21 protein-coding genes and 1 riboswitch are annotated in these 20,444 nt (G+C 43.8%); of the genes, 10 read left to right on the plus strand and 11 right to left on the minus strand.

The genetic code is table 11. From position 1 onward, the window contains the following. Positions 1 to 146: 146 nt before the first annotated feature. The 7 genes from FD12_RS05950 to FD12_RS05980 all read right to left on the minus strand — a co-directional run bounded on the left by FD12_RS05950 (position 147) and on the right by FD12_RS05980 (position 6,021). Complete coding sequence (locus tag FD12_RS05950; RefSeq protein ID WP_056982182.1) at positions 147 to 671, minus strand: hypothetical protein; 525 nt, start codon at positions 669 to 671, stop codon at positions 147 to 149. A 105-nt stretch (positions 672 to 776) separates the two neighbouring features. After that, on the minus strand, positions 777 to 1,457 hold the full coding sequence (locus FD12_RS05955; RefSeq protein ID WP_054748158.1) for an AAA family ATPase: 681 nt from the start codon (positions 1,455 to 1,457) through the stop codon (positions 777 to 779). A gap of 12 nt (positions 1,458 to 1,469) precedes the next feature. Next, a complete protein-coding gene (locus FD12_RS05960) occupies positions 1,470 to 2,219 on the minus strand; it encodes a hypothetical protein (RefSeq protein WP_054748156.1) in 750 nt (249 codons plus the stop codon). Between the two features lie 410 nt (positions 2,220 to 2,629). Next, positions 2,630 to 2,905, minus strand: a complete 276-nt coding sequence (locus FD12_RS05965) for a helix-turn-helix domain-containing protein (RefSeq protein ID WP_056982184.1) — start codon at positions 2,903 to 2,905, stop codon at positions 2,630 to 2,632. Further along, positions 2,905 to 3,768, minus strand: coding sequence for a hypothetical protein (locus FD12_RS05970; RefSeq protein ID WP_056982185.1), 864 nt, complete (start codon positions 3,766 to 3,768; stop codon positions 2,905 to 2,907). Before FD12_RS05970 ends, FD12_RS05965 begins: the two co-directional genes overlap by 1 nt. Before the next feature lie 140 nt (positions 3,769 to 3,908). After that, the gene (locus FD12_RS05975; protein WP_056982187.1) at positions 3,909 to 5,132 is read right to left on the minus strand and encodes an ABC transporter permease; all 1,224 of its coding nucleotides are present in this window, start codon (positions 5,130 to 5,132) and stop codon (positions 3,909 to 3,911) included. Further along, the gene (locus FD12_RS05980) at positions 5,125 to 6,021 is read right to left on the minus strand and encodes an ABC transporter ATP-binding protein (protein WP_054748146.1); all 897 of its coding nucleotides are present in this window, start codon (positions 6,019 to 6,021) and stop codon (positions 5,125 to 5,127) included. Before FD12_RS05980 ends, FD12_RS05975 begins: the two co-directional genes overlap by 8 nt. A 398-nt stretch (positions 6,022 to 6,419) precedes the next feature. Here FD12_RS05980 and FD12_RS05985 point away from each other — a divergent pair, with 398 nt between their 5' ends. Beyond that, a complete protein-coding gene (locus FD12_RS05985; RefSeq protein WP_054748144.1) occupies positions 6,420 to 8,939 on the plus strand; it encodes an LPXTG cell wall anchor domain-containing protein in 2,520 nt (839 codons plus the stop codon). 172 nt (positions 8,940 to 9,111) lie between these two features. On the opposite strand, the gene tenA is transcribed toward FD12_RS05985, so the two are convergent. Further along, positions 9,112 to 9,810 carry a thiaminase II gene (gene tenA / locus FD12_RS05990; RefSeq protein ID WP_056982188.1) on the minus strand — a complete coding sequence of 233 codons (699 nt, stop codon included), beginning with the start codon at positions 9,808 to 9,810 and terminating at the stop codon, positions 9,112 to 9,114. Between the two features lie 61 nt (positions 9,811 to 9,871). Next, positions 9,872 to 9,970, minus strand: a riboswitch (TPP riboswitch). Positions 9,971 to 10,092: 122 nt separating this feature from the next. On the opposite strand from tenA, the gene FD12_RS05995 reads away from it, so the two are divergent. From FD12_RS05995 to FD12_RS06015, 5 genes are all read left to right on the plus strand, one after another. Beyond that, complete coding sequence (locus tag FD12_RS05995) at positions 10,093 to 10,473, plus strand: hypothetical protein (protein WP_054748142.1); 381 nt, start codon at positions 10,093 to 10,095, stop codon at positions 10,471 to 10,473. After that, positions 10,470 to 10,853: a hypothetical protein gene (locus tag FD12_RS06000; RefSeq protein WP_056982190.1), complete on the plus strand. Its 384-nt coding sequence runs from the start codon at positions 10,470 to 10,472 to the stop codon at positions 10,851 to 10,853. The genes FD12_RS05995 and FD12_RS06000 overlap by 4 nt, the downstream gene beginning before the upstream one ends. Continuing rightward, complete coding sequence (locus FD12_RS06005; protein WP_054748138.1) at positions 10,854 to 11,240, plus strand: hypothetical protein; 387 nt, start codon at positions 10,854 to 10,856, stop codon at positions 11,238 to 11,240. Positions 11,241 to 11,262: 22 nt separating this feature from the next. Next, positions 11,263 to 11,958, plus strand: coding sequence for a hypothetical protein (locus FD12_RS06010; protein WP_054748136.1), 696 nt, complete (start codon positions 11,263 to 11,265; stop codon positions 11,956 to 11,958). Positions 11,959 to 12,070: 112 nt separating this feature from the next. Then, positions 12,071 to 12,340 carry a type II toxin-antitoxin system RelB/DinJ family antitoxin gene (locus tag FD12_RS06015; RefSeq protein ID WP_056982192.1) on the plus strand — a complete coding sequence of 90 codons (270 nt, stop codon included), beginning with the start codon at positions 12,071 to 12,073 and terminating at the stop codon, positions 12,338 to 12,340. Positions 12,341 to 12,434: 94 nt separating this feature from the next. Here FD12_RS06015 and FD12_RS06020 read toward each other — a convergent pair whose 3' ends face one another. From FD12_RS06020 to FD12_RS06030, 3 genes are all read right to left on the minus strand, one after another. Beyond that, on the minus strand, positions 12,435 to 12,866 hold the full coding sequence (locus FD12_RS06020; protein ID WP_056982194.1) for an RrF2 family transcriptional regulator: 432 nt from the start codon (positions 12,864 to 12,866) through the stop codon (positions 12,435 to 12,437). 60 nt (positions 12,867 to 12,926) lie between these two features. Next, positions 12,927 to 14,315 (minus strand): MFS transporter, encoded by a 1,389-nt coding sequence (locus tag FD12_RS06025; RefSeq protein WP_054748134.1) that lies wholly within the window; start codon positions 14,313 to 14,315, stop codon positions 12,927 to 12,929. A 143-nt stretch (positions 14,316 to 14,458) separates the two neighbouring features. Next, positions 14,459 to 14,971, minus strand: coding sequence for a helix-turn-helix domain-containing protein (locus FD12_RS06030; RefSeq protein ID WP_054748132.1), 513 nt, complete (start codon positions 14,969 to 14,971; stop codon positions 14,459 to 14,461). A 194-nt stretch (positions 14,972 to 15,165) separates the two neighbouring features. Here FD12_RS06030 and FD12_RS06035 point away from each other — a divergent pair, with 194 nt between their 5' ends. The 4 genes from FD12_RS06035 to FD12_RS06050 all read left to right on the plus strand — a co-directional run bounded on the left by FD12_RS06035 (position 15,166) and on the right by FD12_RS06050 (position 20,228). After that, the gene (locus FD12_RS06035; RefSeq protein ID WP_082622181.1) at positions 15,166 to 15,771 is read left to right on the plus strand and encodes a helix-turn-helix domain-containing protein; all 606 of its coding nucleotides are present in this window, start codon (positions 15,166 to 15,168) and stop codon (positions 15,769 to 15,771) included. Between the two features lie 281 nt (positions 15,772 to 16,052). Then, on the plus strand, positions 16,053 to 18,302 hold the full coding sequence (gene nrdJ, locus FD12_RS06040; protein ID WP_056982196.1) for a ribonucleoside-triphosphate reductase, adenosylcobalamin-dependent: 2,250 nt from the start codon (positions 16,053 to 16,055) through the stop codon (positions 18,300 to 18,302). A 371-nt stretch (positions 18,303 to 18,673) separates the two neighbouring features. Beyond that, a complete protein-coding gene (locus tag FD12_RS06045) occupies positions 18,674 to 19,213 on the plus strand; it encodes a cob(I)yrinic acid a,c-diamide adenosyltransferase (protein ID WP_056982199.1) in 540 nt (179 codons plus the stop codon). Positions 19,214 to 19,478: 265 nt separating this feature from the next. Next, a complete protein-coding gene (locus FD12_RS06050) occupies positions 19,479 to 20,228 on the plus strand; it encodes a gamma-glutamyl-gamma-aminobutyrate hydrolase family protein (protein ID WP_054748130.1) in 750 nt (249 codons plus the stop codon). Positions 20,229 to 20,444 lie beyond the last annotated feature (216 nt).

The following is a 20,444-nucleotide window of genomic DNA, read 5'->3' on the forward strand; positions in this document are numbered from 1 at the left end:
AAACATAATAAAACCCCTTGAATTAGATTTCTCCAATTCAAGGGGTTCAGTTCAAACCAGAATGCATTACTTTTTTCACTTAAATGCTGGGATCAAATCGCCTTTCGTCCCACTCAAGCTTGTGATAAGCCATCAAAGACAATGGGTTATCCCGGATTAACCGTCGCCCAAAGAAACGCGTAGCCACATATCAAGACAATCAGCGGCAACCAGTGGGCGAATAATACCTTCTTAGTGGTTTTGGACCATTTATGGAAATAATAAACACTGCGGCTGGATTTGACCCGCTCGATAATTTGAAAGGCCGTGATCGTCGCACAATAGACCAATAATGCATACACGATGACGAACGCAAAATCAGCCCCAATGCCAGCCATACTGCTGCCCATCGCGATAAACACGAGCTGCCAGATATAGGTAACCAGCAAGCCAAAATAGGCCAGGTTGGGAATCAGGACTGCAAAGCGGTATGGAATCAGTGAGAATACCACGTAAACGGCCAACAGAATAATCCCCCGCAGCAACCCTTGTAAGATTCGACTATCGTTTCTCATAAATGTGACGGTGAGTGGCTGGGCTTTATATGTCATGGCACAGAAGACAATTGCCAAGGCCGCCCAGATAGCTAAAAATATGTAAGTTGATCGGTGTAATTTGAGGTTGGCTAACACGATAAAACTCCTTTGAAATAATGTGGGGCAGCTATCTTTGCGGCCGTCCCTATTTATTTTACCAGATTATACCTGCGCCGATGTGATAAATTTTGAAAATCACCCTTACCCGGTCATACCATCCTGCTTGATATATGCATCAACGAGATTGTCGGTCCGTTGGTCTTCCAGAAACTCAGCCGGCGTTCCCGTAAACCGAATTTTGCCATTCTCTAGAAATAACAAATTATAATCATCGCTCGTAATATTCTGAAATTGGTGGGAGGTCATAATTACCTTCTTGCCTTGTTGATTCAATTCATGAATTTTGCCAATAGCGCGGTTCGCCATTTTTGGATCCAAACCACTTTCTGGTTCATCAAAAAGATACAGTTCGCGATTCAAACGGGAAATGATGTCAATAATCACCAACCGTTTCTGGCCACCGGAAAGTTTACCAAATTTAGTATTTGCAACTTTTGTGAGGCCATCTGGCAAATCGGCAATCGAAAACTGCTGGTTTGTGTTTTCGATTGCCATCACCATTTTGAATGTTTGAAACACGGTTGCTTCAGCCATGAAAGGAACTCCCTGCAGCTGATAAGCAATTTGTTTGAAGTCCGGAAACCCAACAAAGTTCTCGGCGGGTCGCGGATTAACCGTTGAAATGAAATCTAATAATGTTGTCTTACCGGCGCCATTTGGGCCCAGCAAAACGTTTACTTTGTCATCCGCAAAGTTCGCGTTCAAATCATCGTATAACTGTCTGCCATCAGGTAACTGACAGCTGAAATGTGTAATTTCCATCCTATTTCTCCTTTAAGCCCGACTGGTAGACGAATTGAGGCTCATGTGCGAGATAACCACGTTGCTCACAATCGTGTATACGACCGCCACCACTGCCAACATCACTAAATAGCTGACGTGATGAGGAACGCCGGGAATCATCAGGATGTATGCTCGGATAATGAAGTTACCGGGATTGATCGCAGCCAAGACAGTGTTTAGAGCAAATGATCCAGTCGAAATATAAGCCAAGGCCAACCCTAAAAAGACGTAGCCCGTCATCAGGGCGCCCATCGTTTGGACCTTAACCGGGGCAAGAAGAATCAGACTGGTGAAAAATGAAACAATTGGAATAATCAGGAAGTTGGCCAGCCAAGTCAGTGCCATAAATTCGATAACAGCTGGATCGACTCGATAAACAAGCGCCGCCACCACATCAAAGATTAAAATTTCAGCTTGAATAATAAAGATCTGGGGAATTAAGTTGGCATAGTAAATCAGCCGTTTATCACCGGCGATAAAGGTAAACATCTTCAAAAAGTTATTCTCCCGCATTGTGACGATCGCCGAAGTAATTTGGTTGATGACGCCCACCAGGACCATGTAGGTCCAAAAGCCCGGAATCACATCGTAGAAATTGCGAACCGAATGAACGCTGTTAGCGGTAAACGCATTGAACAGGAAATAAACTGTCGGAAATAACAAGGTGAACAGAAAAATTGCTTTGTCACTCAAAACAATATTGGTCTCGAACTTACTAAGCGCATAGAGCTTTTTGATCATGAGCGTTTCCTTTCTTTGCCACGGCCAGATTAGAACATGAAAAATTAGTGTGATCCGTATTTAACATGTTATCACCCCCCATTTGGGGTCAATCGCTTTTTATTATAATCTTAAAGGTTTATTAGGAAATTTCAATAGCCAATAAGCGGCTGAGCCATCAACCAATTCTTGCTGATGCTGGCCATTTTGATAAAGAGTGGCTCAGATACTAGTCGGCAAAATTTTAAAAAAAGCAACGTAACTTTCTATCCCTATATTGAAAAAAGTTGCGCCAAACGGCTGATCCCCGCCATTTAACAAAAAGAACCAACTATTCAATCAGGAATAATTGGTTCTTTTCGTTAAATTCTGGGATCAAATCACTAATTGTTCCGATCCCACCCCATGGATTTTATTGAATTTGTTTAACCCTACTTCACCGTGATTTGAAGCGTCTTCCCCAGCGCCGAAGCAATCCGGCTCAGGGTCTCAATTGTGGTATTGCTGCCCTTTTCGATTTTCACAACTGTGGCCAATGGTAAAGCCGCTTTCTTCGCCAGGGCTGCTTGCGACAAGCCCTGCGCTTCTCTGGCTTTCATCACGGTTGCGGCAATGGCAACCTTGGTGTATTCCAACTGAAATCCCGGGTTCTCAGTTAATTTGTGAGTTCCTGCTGCTAAAAAATCGTCCAAATTAATCGTGCTCATCATTCCACCACCATCATGACTTTAGGCTTCCAAGCGTCTCGTGAAGTCGTCGGGACAAGGTACAAGCCATAATCCCGATTACCAGAATCGGCCACTAGACTTCTCAGCTGGCTTTCAACCGCTTTGACATAATAAGTCAACGCTTGAGTTCTTTGGTCCGCCTTCCAATATGCCTCGTAGTTTGTGATGACGGCTGGATTCACATCCTTCACCGCAAATTTGACAGTCGCATAATTCAAAATATTGGCATTTGCGGCAGCATCCCGCGAGCTCATATTTGAAGTGGCCAACAATTTTGCCATCATATTCAGTTGCTGGCTATTGGTCCCCTTACCCTTTAGATCTTGCTTCACTTGATTGATGATTAAGTCCTGAAACTCCGTCTGCGGCAAGCTTGCCAACATTTTCAAGTTATCTTTGAAAAATTGGTAGCATTCTGTTTTTGTATAGGCCATTTTGGATAAATCCGAAATCCCTGTTTGCTTTGGATTAATCCCCTTGGTGAGATAGCCACGCCACACATACCCACTGACGCTATTGTGTTGATTATAGAGCTCGTAATAAACGTGACTAACGCCGTCATGTTGCATGACAACGCTGTTTTTGACATACCAAGTTGTCGTGGGATAGTTTCTCAAATTATGTAGTCGTTGCGTATGCAGCTGGTTCCACAAATAAACCGACTTTGTGGTCTTTGGATGATAGGCGATCGCCGAGTTTCGATGGCTTACCTTTGTCCAGACGTATTGAGTGGTTGAAACCTGTTGTTCGGTTGTGACGGTACTTGCCGAAACAGAGCGACCAGCTCCACCGATCAAGAGACCGAATGCGATCAGAGCCAACCACGTTAATCGTTTTCTCATTTTATGTTTCCTCCTAATATCAGCCTAATTATTATACCAGAATCAGGGGAACAAATGTGTGCATTTTTGAAATTATCCGCAAAAAAAGGAGGCCAGGATCAAAACGTCTGTCCCAGTCTCCTCAGTTCATCATTATAAAATCACTTTTGATAGCTCAACCCTCGCCGCAATCGTTTGAAAAAGCCAGTATCATCAGTTTGCAAGATCAGCCCTTCATAGATGCGACTAATGTACATCATGAGAAGTCCAATGCTGACAATGAGAATGAGCAATGACATACTGACTTCCAGCCCACTGGCATTGCCGTTGATGATTCTCAGTGGCATAAAGTACGACGAGAAGAATGGCACGTAGGACAACACTTTGGCAATCAGCGCCTCTGAGTTGCTTTCAAATGGAATCGTTAGGAAAAACGCAACCATGCTGAGATAAATGGCCGGCTGGGCGGCTTTAGGAGCGTCTTCGGCTTTAGCAACCAATGCACCACTGAATGCCGAGACAATTGTGTAAATCACCACACCAAGGAACACAAATAATAGGTTAACGTTCAACAAGTTACCAATAATCGACTTAACCAGCGACTGATTTTGATCAATGAAATCCTTAATCTTGTCGAGTTGCATGGCAACTTCAAAGAACGCGAACCCGCCGACCAGGTAGACGACAATCTGAGTCAGAATGACCATCATCACGCCAATGATCTTGCCAAAAAAGTATTTGGACGCCTTGGTGCTGGAAAAAATAATTTCCATGATCTTAGTGCCCTTTTCGGAAGCAATTTCTTGCGCAGTGACTGACGAATACGTGATCATAATCATGTAAACCATCACGACAATAATCCAAAATGAGGCAATCTTGGCGATGTTGGAGCCGCCGGATTGTTTTTTAATTTTCTGTTGAAACGCCGGCTGCTGGGATAAAGCTGTCAACTGTTTGGCGCTTAGCTTGGCATTTTGAACATTCAACGTTTGTTGGGCTTTGCCAAGAAAACCGGTAACCTGCGTCTTCAAAGATGAATCGATGGCATCATCAGAATGATAAACTGCCGAAACGTGATTCTTATCGGTGGCTAAAACGAGATAGCCCGCCAGATTATTTTTCGTCATCTTTTGCTTCGCCGCGGCGACGGTTTGCACTTTGGCATTCACGTCATCTTTATTTTGGTTAACAAATTGCTGCCGCAGCGCTGGCTGATCCGAAACAACGGCAATCCGCTGTTGATCGCTACCAGTAGCCGCACTCATGTAGCCAACCCCCAACGAAATTCCCAGCAGTAAAAACGGTGACAGAACTAAAATCACAAAGCTCCACGATTTAACTTGCCGCAAATAGGTTTCAGCGGCCACAATCCAAGTTTTATTCATGATTAATCCCCGCTTTCATTCTGAAAATCTCGTCAAGTGTCGGCGGCTGTTGGCTGAATTCTTCAATATAGTGGCCTTTGGTTAATTGATCAAAGATTTCGGGCCCGGCAGCTGGATCATCCAGCCGCAAGACATAACGTTGGCCCCTGATGTGGGTCACTTGGACAACGTGGGGCAACTCGCTTAATTGGGCCTCACTCCAAGCAGTGGTGACGTAGACCTCTGACTTACCAAATTGATCGCGCACTTCACTAATCGTGCCGTTTAGGACCAGATCCCCAGTTCGCAGCATCACAAGCCGATCACAAACGCTTTCGACGTTCGCCATGTTATGGCTGGAAAAGATAATCGCTGCACCCTGCTGTTTGGCTTCCAAAATCGCATTTTGCAGCAAATCCGCATTCACCGGATCAAGGCCGCTAAATGGTTCATCTAAAATGATGAGCTTGGGATGATGAATCAGCGTCACAATCAATTGGACTTTCTGCTGGTTTCCCTTTGACAAGCTTTTAATTTGATCGTTCTTTTTGCCCTTAACCGCAAACTTCTCAAGCCAGTGATCGATTTGCGGGCGAATTTCTCTAGCTGGTTTGTTCTTCAACCTGGCCAAGTAAACGATCTGCTGCTCAATGGTCAGCTTTGGCATCAAGCTCCGTTCCTCTGGCAGATAGCCGATTTCGTCAAACACTGATTCAGTTACCGGCTTGCCCTGCCAGCGAATGGTGCCGTCATACTTCAAAAAGTTCAAGATACTATGAAAGGTCGTCGATTTGCCGGAACCATTTTGGCCGATTAAGCCAGTGATTTGCCCAGCCGGCACGTTAAAACTAACGTCATCCAGTGCCGTCACTGAGCCAAACTGTTTGTGGAGATGTTGAATTGCCAACATTTTGATTGCCTCCTAATATAAGTGAGTGGATCCAAGCGCTTAGAAGTCGGAGCGTAAGTCGCCGCTGAGAGAAATTCCCGCTTTTGGAATTTTTCTCAGTGGTGCTTACGCGTAGACTTCTGCTTGGAGGAGCTGTCCTAAAACTTTCTTTAATAATACCATGACTAATCGGTTATTCTTAGTAATTACCCGCTAAAATCGACGATGTCAACAGAATGATCATTCATTTTTACGCGAAACAAAATTAATTGGAATTCGCAAACCGCGTCTCATTAGGAATAAGTTAACCAATTTATAATTTAATATTTTATTTCTCATTTCATTCAAATAATATTCATAAGTCATTGCTAATATACGAGATGCATTAAAAAATCTCATATATTTTGGAGGATTCAATTATGAATAAACGACTAAAGACACAACTACTATTGGCAACCGGTGCCCTCGTTGGACTTGCAACGACAACCGGCCTCGACCAAGCTAACGTAAACGCCGACGAAAAGGTTGCCACTACTCCAACAACAAACGCTGGAGCCGCTACAACTGATCAGCTGACTGCCAGCGATACTAATACCGGAACAACCGATCAGACAACGTTCCAATCACCACCGCCAGTTGAGTCGACAACAACTGATACGTCAGCTCCACAGGCGTACGGAAATGCTGGAACAGCTGACACTGGGACTGATACAGGAGCAGCAACTACCCCAACAGGAACTACTCAGCCGACTGAAACTAATGAAACAGCTGAAACTAGTCAGCCAACTGGTTCGACGGCCACAACGCCAGCTGAGACGACTCAACCAAGTGCAGGTCAAACATCTGGCGCAACGCAACAAGAAACTGGCGCAACAACAGGTGGCCAGGTAGATCAGGGAAGTCAAGAAGCCCCTGTGCAACAGTCGCCACAAGCACCAGTTCAGGAGAGTACTCCGGCACCAGCTCCACAGGCACCCGCAGATAACGGTGGTCAGAAATCGGGAAACACGGGTACAGTTAATAACGGTGCCCCAGAAAAATCCGAAACACCCGCTAAGGATCAGGATAAATCATCATCCGCTCCTGACAAACAGAATCAGCCTAAGAAAGACTCGGAATCTCAAGACAAAACAAGTAAGCAAGCAAAAGAAACAACCACTGAGAAAAAGCTTGTTCTTTGGGAAAAAGCAACTGGTGAAAACGATGAACGCTTTATTATTTACCGAGTTCCTACGGTTAACCCTCAAACAAAAGAAACTGTATACGAAGCCCTTTTGTTTGAACCTTATAACGCAAATGATCCAGAAGGAGAGGGAGAGTTTGTCAAGATTACTGAGGAAAATAATCCTGGACTACTGGCTCAGATTAAACAAGCTGATGATGCACGGGTGCTGAAGACAAAGTATCTGTCAGAAACCCATGACAACATTGAAGCTTTAAAGAAAGCTGTTGCAGATGGGGATGATAACGTTCGGTCATATATGATTGTTCTCCATGCGGATGACCAACCACCCGTTATCTCTGATGAAGGCACTGCACTCCTTACCAATTATTATCTCAAGTCTGATGATGAGGATGTCCCTGATGATATCGAGTCTACTTATGTTATTCAAAGAAACGATGGGCAGTTTTATAGGTTTGACGGTACTAGTTTTGCTGATAAAGTTACTGATGAAGTTGATGCTGCAAGGAGTGAGGGTGCGGTTCAATTTGGTTATACAAATGCGGAAGACATAAATAACCTGCAAACCTACTTGGCTGAATATCCTGATGCAACCGAATGGAAAAACTTCAAAATTATTAAGTCAGGTACACCACCAACCGGTATTCCATCTTTCGAATCGAAAGCAACAGGGAAGCAATATTACAAGCCTACTGGGCTCCCTATTTCCCAGGAGAATCAAGTGACTTTATTCGAGGACAATCAAGGAATTATTTATAAACTTGTATCCGATGATAATGGGGAACTAACATTCGAAGCCTTGGATACTGAATCTTTTGAATACGCCGAATATGAAGAAGCAAAAGATGCTTTGGGCCCGGAAATTACAAGCTACTTCTTAAAAACACAAGGGAATAAGGAAAAGGATCTTTTAGAAAAAGCATATAAAAATCCTACACAGCCATTTATAGCAAACGGGGTAACTTATATGCTCAAAACAACCGAGAACTTAAAAGGGTTCCCATCTGATCTTGCCACTTGTGAGGGCGGCATAAAGGGACTTCACGTTTATGCAGCCAATGTAAATTATGCATACGTTGAAGAAGGAAAAACCTTATACATTTACGGTCAACACGAACACTATGCTAAACTTGACAAACCAGTTTATACCTACGCCATGAACGAACGCTACGGTGTAAAAGTAACCGAAACTACGCCTCCTGGACCAGGAGGACCGGGTAACCCTGGAGGACCAGGTCCATCCATTCCGGATCCAGATCCAATCCCTGATCCAGAGGTAACACCACCAACACAAGAAACTACTCCAACACCAGAAACGCAAACTCCTGATACCCCAACCACTCCCGAAGATGACATCGAGCTTCCACAAGCGCTCCCATCTGACGACAAGAAGGGTAACAGCAAGAAGAAAACCAGTTCAAGCAACAAGACTGGTAAGACTTCAACTGGCAAGAAGGACGGTGTGCTCTACCTCAAGAGCAACCCTGGTTCTGGTGCAAATGGTTCCGGCTCAACTGGCACTGGCCTTCAAGCATTGAATGCCAAGGGTGGTAGCACATTCAAGTACAGTAGCAATGATGCGGTTAAGCCTGCATCCGCTTCTACTGACGCCACTCAAAAGGATCAAGAACTCAAAACAGCGTCCATGTTGCCACAAACCGGTGACACGCACACCACAAACTGGTTAGCGGTACTTGGATTGTCTATGTTAGGATTGCTTGGCTTGGCGAAATTCCGCCGACGTCGCAAAAGCTAAGTGAGCGGATCCAAGCGATTAGCAATCGGAGTGTAAGTCTCCTCTAAGATAAATTCTGGGTTTGGAATTTGTCTTAGAGGTGCTTACATGCAGATTGCTGCTTGGAGGAGCTGTCCTAAACAACCGTTCAAAAAAACTTCGAGGATTCAATCTCGAAGTTTTTTCTGTGTGTTTAATAATACTGCTTCATCGGTTTCACAAACTGCCAACCCGTTTGCTTATAAGCTTGATCCCAGAAGCGCCATTCCATTTCACAGCTCTTGAGGAATTCTTCCTTAACAATGTCCAAACGGTGCTGGTCGTACTTCACGGCTTCCCGATCAATCAAATCATACATTTGTTGGAGAATGCTGTCCTCGCTATCGCCCATATCCGCGTAAAAGTCGATCCACGGCTTAAAGACGTTATCGTCAGTATTCTTGCCTTGCTTCACAAACCGGTTTGCGATTTCCAAGTACGTCCACGGACACGGTGTCATGGCGGCCACAATATCGATCAAGTCGCCAGTTCGCGCTGCTCGATACATGTGCTCGTTGTACAAATAAGTGCCGGGTGCTTGTGGTTCGTGCTGCAAAGTTTCATATTTCACCCCAGCAACGTTACAGAAATTGTGATGGGGGTGAATTTCACTATTTAAAATAAAATCAATTTGTTTGGCAAAAATTGCCATGTCTGCCCGGGTTTCCGACTTTTCAATGGCCGCCGCGTAGACCTTAATAAAGGCATTCAGGTAGTTATAATCCTGGCCAACATAAAATGTCAGGGCTTCTTTCGGCAAATCACCATTGCCGATGCCTTCGACAAATGGATGCTTGTAGATTTCTTGTAAAATTGGTTGACCGGCTTCCAGTAACTGTTGTGAAAATTTCATTGGGTAAAACTCCTCTTGCAAAAATTTTCAAATAAACCGTTACCGGACTTGGCACATGTTATTCTCAATTCTGTCACTTCCCTACGTTGGTATTAACCAAATCAGGTTCAAAGGGATTGGCGTTGCGCCATCTCAGCATTTAGCACCCCTAGTGGTCTCATTTGAATACTCAAAGTTTACCACGTTTGGGTTGTTTGCAACAATCCGGTTATTCATGATACGCTATTAACAACTATTTTGAGGGGCTTGGGGAAATTTTATTTGATAAAGAGGTTTGTTGCCGTGAAATTTGATTTAAAATATGTCCTCATTACGAACTACTTAATGTACTCCATCTTAATTTTGTACCCGATTATCCAATTATTTGGGACAAATGATCTGATCAACCTGATCATTTTGATTGCCGGTACGATCATTGTCCAATTGATCATCAGCAACACCTTTGGCCAGCGATACTTCAAACAACATCCTGAATACGCTCGAGCCAATCGAACGTTCACGTTAGCCGCCAACTTCAGCATAATCGTTGGAGCAGTTATTTTGTGGGCCCTCGTTTCATTTTCACTGCTTCAAAATGGTGAGCTTTTCTTTCTGGTTGTCACGATCATCGCAATCGTCGTAGAAGGGGTTAAGACGCCAATTAGAAAGGAGCGAAACGCATGATAGTTGCTTTTAAATACAGTCTTCTCAACAATATTCCCGAATTTTTGATTTTTGCCTTAATTATGATTCAACAACTGACTCCCGTTCCCCTTCATATCATGTTGATTCTCTTACTCATCACTGGCTTACTTTGGGGCGTTTATAGTATTATCTTCAAGCGGTGGTTCAACCAACATCCCGAATATAATCCAGCCAATCGTCAACTGACGAAGCTCGGCTACGTAATTCTTGGCTTTGGCCTAATTGGGGCTGCACTGTTATTTTTTGGCACACAATTGGCTGCCTACTTACCAACTATAATCGTGCTGATTATGACATTTCTTCTTAAGGATGTCTTTACGACCACTAATTGGGTTCGAGTCCGTCAAGGAGGCCACTAAATGGCTTGGAAATACAGCCTTCTCCGCAACATCCCTGTCCTCATCATTTTTGGCTTACTGAATATTCAGGAATGGGCCAACCAGACCTTTCAAGGCATTCAGGGCCTCCAAGCCCTAAACAATATCACTAGCGTTCTGGCCTTAATTGCGATTATCATCTGGCCGACCCATTACTTCAGCTTCAAATATTGGTACCAGAAACATCCCAGCTACGATCCCAAACATCACCAAATCACTAAGCTAGGTGCCGGCCTAACCGCAATCGGTATTTTGGTTTCCTTTTACTTATTTTTCGGCATTGTTCCCCAAACCTACTGGCCGGGAACCATTGCGATTGTTATCACGTTTCTGGTGAAGGATGCCTTCACCACATCTCATTCGGTATAAAAATAGAAAGTGAGTTTTTCGAATGCCCGCCAGCTATCTTGACATCAAGTTACCTAATCCCCAATCCGAAGAAAAGCTTCAAGCTGCGCTATACCAAATAACTGTTGGACTGGACAGTTTAGTTGATAAAATCCAAGGTGAAAGTTTTCAATTTGCTCGACCAGGGTTCTTCATCGAAAATCTTGATCTGACTGAAGCAGAACACCAAATACTAACGACCTATTTTCGCAATCACCATAACGGCAGTCTTACCGCTAATCAAGCTTGGCTTAACAGCTGGCTTAAAGACAACATTTATGAAATGCCAGCTGACTTCGTTTTGCGAATGACCCAAGCTTATCGAAAATGGTTCATGTTTAACTATGAGGAGGTCAAATTCATGCCTAACCACTGGCAAGAGATTCAATTGCCTGATCCGAACAGTCAGGCGGCATTGCGTGCAGTTTTGTTTCAAATCAACAGTATTATGGTCGATATCGTTGATCAGCTCAAATCAACTGACCCGGACTTTGAATTACCTTTCCAGTTAACAATTGGCCTGAGTCAGGACGAAAGTGCCACTATCCTGCAACATTTTCTCTTCCATAGAAATGCAAGTCTTGATGAAAACACCCAATGGCTGGCGAAGTGGCTCAATCAAAAAGGTTACTCGGTGCCTGCCAACGAAATTACCAAAGCAGCCAGTAATATTCAACGGTCAATTCAGTTGATGAATTAACGCGGTTGAGGTCTCAGCCACGCAAGTAAGTCCGTTATGAAACATTTTTGTTGACTGAATTTCATTACTTACATAGCAACTTCTGTTAAAATCAGCTAGAGAGGTGATGAAGATGGCAGCCACGAAAAAAGAGACCCTTAAAGTCAGAATAAATTCCCATCTAAAATCAGAAACCGAAAAACTGCTGAGCAGTATGGGATTAACTTACTCAGATGCAGTCACTTTATTTTCAAGCGCGATTGTTAATGAAGAAAAAATTCCTTTCGAAATACAATCGGATCCATTTTACGCTAAAGAAAACCAAGCAGTCTTGCGCAAGTCGATCAATCAGCTGGAGAGTGGAGCGGGCAAATACCACGATTTGATTGATAAAGATAAATAAGCAAACATCTCTCCATGAAAATAATAAGGATCGAAATCTCATACAATAAGATTTCGATCCTTTTATTTTCAGCATTTTAGCCATCCACCAGTTCTCAGCCCTTATCCAAATCAGCAAGCGTTGTCTGTTTCAAAGTCTTCAGCATTGCCGTTTCTGCCTGATTAAGCACCTTGGAACTATTTTCCAGCCAATTTTCAACTTTTCCTTGATTGACAAATGCCGTCTTATCTACAGCTGAAGGCAACTTAAATAACGGAGTTGTCCCCTCAATTGCAACTAGAATATCATAAATCGTAATTTCTTTAGGCGCCTTAGCGAGCCGTAACCCACCGTTGACCCCGGTCTTCGACGTCAGAATACCAGTCTTTTTAAGTGTCGCCGAGATTTTTTTAACGCTGGGAACCGGAATGTTGAGCATTTCGGAAATTTTTTGAATGGCTAAATAATCAAAATGCTCATCCTGCGATTTGGCATTCACATAGCCGGCAATTTCTAACGCTTGTGAGAAAGCAACCGAAAAGGACATTGAATATACCTCCGATTAATTCATTGTATATATTCTATTATACCAATTATCCAGTTATAATCAGTGCTTTTCTGCTGGCACGATCAAGGCAACCACTAACACGAGCCCGATAAAAGTCAGTCCAGCCCCAATCAGCATTGCCTGCCCGAAAACATCAGCAATTTTAGTCAAATGTGCTGTTGCAGCCGCAAAAATTGCCAGCCCCAAGGCCCCACCAAATTGACGGGCCGTATTATACACACCAGATGCCGCCCCAGAAACTGCCGGGCGAATCCGTGCTAACCCGGAAGTCGCCAAGGTGGCAAACGCCAGTGCAAACCCAATCGCAAATCCCAACGGGCCAATCAATAACAGCCAGTAATTGGTTGTGTGAGCTACCATTGCCAGTTCCACCAAAGATAGCAGTACCACAACAAAGCCTAAAATCATCACAATGGAATTGTTCCAGTGCTCAACCAGCTTACCTGCTTTAACGGCAACAATGAACAACAGCACCGCCATTGGCAACATCCCTAAGGCAGTTAAAAACGGACTGAATCCAAATGCCCCTTGCATAAACTGCGGCGTGTAAAACCAAAAACCGATTCCGGCAGCGCTAAATAATAACGAGCTAATATAAGAAGCCATTCGTTCTCGATCAGCAAAAATCTCCAGCGGCATCGTCGGCAGGGAAACCTTGGCCTGGCTGATAATAAACGCCACCCACAGAAACAATGAAATTAGAATTGTGGGAATTGGCCACGGACTGCCATCCAAACCATACGAAATCGAAGTCATCGCTAAAATTGACAGGATGGTTCCCAACCAATCAATTTTCCCAGCTTGTTGACGAGCCGTCGGTAAGTCCCTACCAGCAACAATCACCATGATGAGTGCAATTGGCCCATTAACATAGAAACCAACCCGCCAGGAGGTGAAGGTCGCAAAGAACCCGCCAATCACCAGTCCAACCGCCGCACCGGCCCCAATTACCGAGGCGTAGTACCCAATTGCCTGCTGGCGAGCTTTACCTGTGAAAGTATCCGTCAGCAATGCCAGACAGTTTGGAGCCAAAATTGCCGCACCAATTCCCTGAAACGCTCGAAAGCTAATCATCGTCAGCGCATTCGTGGCAGCACCAACGGCTAAGCTGCCAACCCCAAAAATAATCAGACTGGTGATAAACAGTCGTTTGCGACCATAGATGTCACCCAGCTTACCACCAACCAGCATGAAGCCGGCATAGGTTAAAGCGTATGAAACCTGCACCCAGGATAATGCATTTGAATTTAGCTGTAACTGGGCCGCCATTTTAACGGTCCCAGTATAAACAATTGAGGTGTCGAGAACCCCAAGAAACGCGCCAATCAAGGCAAGGCCAAGAATGATTCTCTGAATTTTCGTTGTCTTCGCTGCTTCGGCAATCCCAGTCGGAGTGGCTTGGACTGCTTTTTCTTCTTCTCTTTCCATATTTGTTAAACCTTCTTATATCAATTTCATTGGTATATGGTTCTTATACTAATGTGAAATTAGTATATATTTTATATACTAATAAATCAATAGAAAATCGCTGATTCATTGAAAATCCAGCGATCATTCGAATTTCCTTTATCCTATCCGTTCATTCCTTGAGTATATCCTCTCACAAAATCAATAATTTCTGGAATCAAGATCAAGCCCAACCAAATGGCACCCCAAATAATCGTTGGCTTGGTTAACGCTTTGTTAAATTCGCGCCACTTAACTGATTTGAGCACGAAGAAGAAACTACCAAGAACTGGTATAACCAACCAGCTTTCCAGTGTGTTCGTACTGATCCCAACTAGTGGATAACATACATACCCCACTATGGCAATCGCAATTCCAAATAATAGTATCTTTGAAACCTTATTTACTCTGTTGGCCTTCTCTAATCTTTCCATTAACTGAGCATCTCCTTTAATTAGGTCGTCAAGCGAAATTCCAAATAAGTCACTAATTGCCACCACGTTTGAAAAGCTTGGTAAAGTCGTCCCGTTCTCCCATTTAGAAATCGACTGACGGGAGATGTGTAGTTCATCGGCAAGATCCGCTTGGGATAACCCATGAACTTGCCGTTGCATTTGAAGTTGTTCCGCGATTTTCAAAATGATGCCTCCTTTGTGATGATTTCAGTATAAACATATTATATGATAGATGAGTAGCACTTAATGGTTGCAGAAGCATTTAGCAAATTAATTTCTGACAAAGCGCAAACTTTCCGATTAGGTTTGCGATGGCTACAGTTCTTAGCTTGTTCTCTAGCATGGTCCGCCCTATATTGAAAGCGAGGTGATGGTAAATGGATTTTGGCAGTAAAATTAAATCAGCTAGGCAAGATAAAGGGCTCACGCAAAAGGACATCGCGGAAAAGCTTCACGTTTCCCGGAAAACAATCTCCAGTTGGGAAACCGGCCGTAGTTATCCGGATATTGGGACCTTAGTCGAACTTAGCGACATTTACCAGATATCTCTCGATAAACTACTACGGGAGGATTCAATGATGATCAAACACTATGATAAACAAGATGCAGCAACGCGCCACGATCGATTACTGGGAACCGGCAGTTATTATTTGAACATTGCCCTATTATTTGTAACGTTTCTGGCTGAAACGAAATCTTTTCACCCTGAGTTCAAATATATGCCCTTTGTTCTTTTTATCAATTTAATTGTGTTGGTGAGTTATTTTGATTTTGACAACTTCTTTAGCACTAAATGGCACAAAATTACATTCACGGCCGTGGGAGTGCCGTTTCTAATCCTATTGTTTGTCCTATCCGCATTCAGATTTGCGCCATTCACATCTTACTCAGCCGGGGAAGCCGCCGGTTCAATCACACTTATTTTGGCGTTAACGGTGAGTTTTCTAATGGCGGTATTTGGCAAACCATATATGACGAATTAGCAAAACAGATTGTTATCTTCCTAAAAATGCGTTATAACCAGATATTGTGGTTATAGCGTTTTTTAGTATCTCAGCAGGTAACGCAAAGTGGCATTTTGGGGTGCCTAAATCAAAAAAATAAAAAATTTTTAGCCCGCCAAAACCGTGTCGGCTCGCCATTATGCTGGCTACAAGCAATTCGCGATCAAACACCATATATTGCTTATTGGGAGTGTAGGAGATACTATATATAGTGTTAATTCAAACGAAACGATTTATAATAGGTACTGGAGGAACGCAATATGCAAGCTATGAAACTTTCGTCAGTTTCACTATCTGACGAATTTATAAACAAAATTAAAAATGAAGTTACACCTCACTGGGGAGAGCTTGGTTGGGTTACCTATAAACGGACATACGCACGCTGGATTCCAGAAAAGCAACGAACAGAAAACTGGGACGAAACCGTTAAGCGGGTCGTTGAAGGTAACATTAACCTTGATCCTCGTTTACATGAAGACAATGTTGATCCTAAGGTGGTCGATGACTTAACCGAAGAAGCTAAAAAGCTCTATAAGTTAATTTATGGTTTGGGTGCTACCCCATCCGGCCGAAACCTTTGGATCTCTGGCTCAAGTTATCAGGATCGTAACGGTGACGCCTTGAACAACTGCTGGTTTATCGCCGTTCGCCCACAACCATACGGTGACAGCCACATTGTGCCAGAATACTTGAATGGTCGCCAAAAGGCCGTTTCCATGCCTTACTCTTTCATGTTTGACCAATTAATGAAGGGCGGCGGTGTCGGTTTTTCTGTCACAAAAGACAACGTTGAACAGATCCCGCAAGTTGATTTCAAAATCAATTTGACCATCTTAATTGATAAGACTAGCAAATCATATGACGAATCCATCAAAATGGGCGCTACTGACCGGGAAGACTGGTTAAAGAATCATTCAATCAAAGACGTTCGCTACTATCGTTTATCAGATACCCGTGAAGGCTGGGTCATTTCAAACGCGCATTTGATTGACCAACACTTTAATGAAACTAATCCAACTCAACAATTGGATCTTGTCCTCGATATGAGTGACATCCGACCAAAGGGTGCCAAGATTAAGGGCTTCGGTGGAACAGCTTCAGGCCCAATGCCACTGATCGAAATGCTATTTGATATTAATAACCTATTAAATGACCACGTTGGCCAAAAGTTGTCATCAGTGGACTGTACTGATATTGGTAACTTAATTGGTAAGACAGTTGTTGCCGGTAACGTTCGTCGTTCTGCTGAATTAGCATTAGGTTCAGCCGACGATGAAGCCTTCATTACAATGAAGCAAGACAAAGAGAAGCTCTACCATCACCGTTGGGCATCAAACAACAGTGTTGCCGTTGACTCCTCCTTTACCGATTATGGTCCCGTTGCCGACTCCATTCGTCACAATGGTGAACCCGGCATCGTTAACTTGGAGCTTTCCAGAAACTACGGCCGTAAGATTGACGGTCGACAAGAAAATATCGATGGCAGTGTTGAAGGAACCAACCCATGTGGCGAGATTTCCCTTGCCAATGGTGAACCTTGCAACTTGTTCGAAGTCTTTCCAACGGTTGCTGAACAAGAAGGCTGGGACTTACATGAAGCCTTTTCACTTGGAACCCGTTATTCTAAGCGAGTTACCTTCAGTAATTACGACTGGGAAGTTTCCCGTAACGCCATTGAAAAGAACCGTCGTATTGGTATCTCAATGTCAGGCATCCAGGACTGGATTTTGTCCCGCTTTGGTAACCGAGTGGTTGTTGGTTATGAAGACGCCACTGATCCTGAAACTGGTGCTGCAATCAAGAAGCCAATCTATGACAAGCGTGCCGTTAAAGAATTTGATGGTTTATACAAAGCAGTTGTAAAGGCTGATAAAGATTACTCAGAAACTTTGGGCTGCAACCCATCAATCAAGCACACCACTGTTAAGCCTTCAGGAACTGTTGCCAAATTGGCTGGTGTTTCAGAAGGGATGCATTTCCACTATGCAGGCTACTTGATTCAACGAATTCGATTCCAAGATACTGATCCATTGTTGCCAGCTCTTAAAGCGGTTGGCTATAACGTTGAACCAGATGTTTATACCAAGAACACGATGGTTGTTGAATTCCCAGTAAGAGCGGCTCACGCTGACAGCAAGGACTTTGCTTCAGCTGGAAACGTCTCAATTGCTGAACAGTTTGCAACTCAAGCATTTTTGCAGACGTACTGGTCAGATAACGCGGTTAGTTGTACCGTTACTTTCCAACCAAATGAAGGCGACCAAATTGCCCCATTGATGACCCAGTACCGTCACACAACAAAATCGACCTCATTGCTTCCATATACGGGTGCCGGCTTCAAGCAAGCACCTAAGGAACCAATCGATCAAAAAGAATATGAAAAGCGTGTTCTCCAGATCTCAGGAGATGTCGCAAAAGTCTTCGCCCAACAAAATGACAACCATGATAAGAAGGACATTGAATTGGTTGACCAAACGGATTGTGCGGGAGGCGCATGCCCAATTCGATAGTGAGCGAAGATAAGTGCGCGGAGCAAAGCGGTTAATAACCGAAACATAAGTCGCCACCAGCAGAAATCCTGGTTTTGGATTTTTGTTGGTGGTGCTTATGTGCAGGTTATTGCTTTGTGGAGCGGTCCTCGGCCACGCAAGCCTAGAACCCACCCCAAAGTTCACTACCCAACCGATCGAGCGCTGATCCCCACATCTCATCTCGATCAACTAATCACACATTTTAATTCAGCTGTTCATTTAACCAGCTCCCCTGCTGACTAAATGATGGCAGCCATTGTTTCAACGAAAAGAGAGCGGCCAAAAGCAAAATACCTTTGTTTTTGGCCGCTTTTATTTGTAAAATAGAGTCGAAACTGGAGGAGATAAAAATGGTTAAAATTTATACAAAAGTTGGCGATCATGGCAAGACCAAGCAAGTTACCGGCAAGATGGTGCCAAAGTATGACCTACAAATTAGTGCCCTAGGTTCACTTGATGAACTGGAATCATGGATTGGCTACGTGATTTCTGTTCTGTCCCCCAAGACGCAGGAACTAGCGCCCAAATTAAAGCAAATGCAGCGTAATCTGTATGAACTTCAAGCAGACATCACCGTTAAACGGCATCACAATATTACGGCTGAGACAACCAAAGCGCTTGAAGATGAGATTGACAACATCTCAACTAAATTTCCACGAATCAAGGCCTTCATCCTTCCTGGTGGTAAGCAGACCGGTGCGGCCCTTCAATACGCCCGTTCACTGGCTCGAAAGGCTGAACGCCAAGTCATTGAACTAAATGACAAGGAACAGAAAATTTCCGACGACAGCCTAAGTTATCTCAACCGGCTGTCCGATTACCTATTTATGCTGGCAAGGTATGCCAACTTTTTGGATGGGTATGACGAAGAATTGAGTAAGTTAAAATAACAGCGTGGCCAAAAGACGCTCTGATTTCAGAATTTAAGTAGAGAACGCAATCATTCCGGGTTTGGAGTGGTTGCGTTTTCTGTTTAAATAGCAGGAGTCAACTTTTTGACCACGTTTCCACGAGGTAATCTTACTCAACACTGGCACCTGTCAATTTCCACCCAGCAATCGCTAATGATATTAAAGCTGTGCCAATGCTTATTTACCCACTTGATTCTCAAATGTAGTACGATTCAACTAAACAGCTCTTTAAGGAGGCCATTCTATGACAAAATCAATTATTGGAATTCCCGCTGAGGACCGAATCGTCAATGGGCTTCACCGCAATAGTGTCAATCAAGCTGATGTGGCTGCAGTCACCACTGCTGGCGGGGTTGCGCTACCAATTCCAACTCGTAACCCGGAATTAATGGCTAACTACATCGCTCTGTGTGACGGTCTAATGTTCCCCGGTGGCCCAGATATCGCTCCCAGATTTTACGGTGAGGAACCCATCCCGGAACTTGGCGATACCGATTCACTATTGGATGAAAGTGAAATTCAACTGGTCAAGCTTGCCGTTATTCAGGGCATCCCCATTCTCGGATTATGTCGCGGCATGCAAATTATCAACGTCGCGCTTGGCGGCACTGTCTACCAAGATTTAAATCAGCAGCGAAATCGCCAGACCTTCCAGCATTACCAAAAGGCGCCGATGGACCAGGGCACCCACAGCGTTTCTGTGACTCCAGAAACCCGATTGGAATCGATCATCGGTAGTGGCGATCATTTGGTCAACAGCCACCACCACGAAGCCGTCAAAGCCCTTGCGTCAGGGCTCAAATTGTCAGCGTTGGCCAAAGATGGCGTCATCGAATGCATGGAAAGTGAAGATAATGACCTCATTCTAGCCGTTCAGTGGCACCCAGAATTTATGTTCGAAAGCAATGAACAAATGGCTTCCCTGTTCCGCGACTTCCTGCAGCGAGTTGATCATCACCTGAAGGAAGCCGCCGATCAAAATAGTGGCGATTAATCACTAACCAACCATTATCTGCCGTCACAATTTGATAAGATGAACGTCTTAAAAGCGTTTGAGACATTAATCGGCAAATTGTCTATGAAGGCGCATTTTTACATTAACAAAGCTGCGATAAACGGCTGATCTCGACCATTTAACAAAAGGACCAATTATTCCAATCAGGAATAATTGGTTCTTTTCATTAAACTCTGGGATTAAATCGCTTTTCGT

This window comes from Lentilactobacillus rapi DSM 19907 = JCM 15042, assembly GCF_001436255.1.
Taxonomy (GTDB): Bacteria; Bacillota; Bacilli; order Lactobacillales; family Lactobacillaceae; genus Lentilactobacillus; species Lentilactobacillus rapi.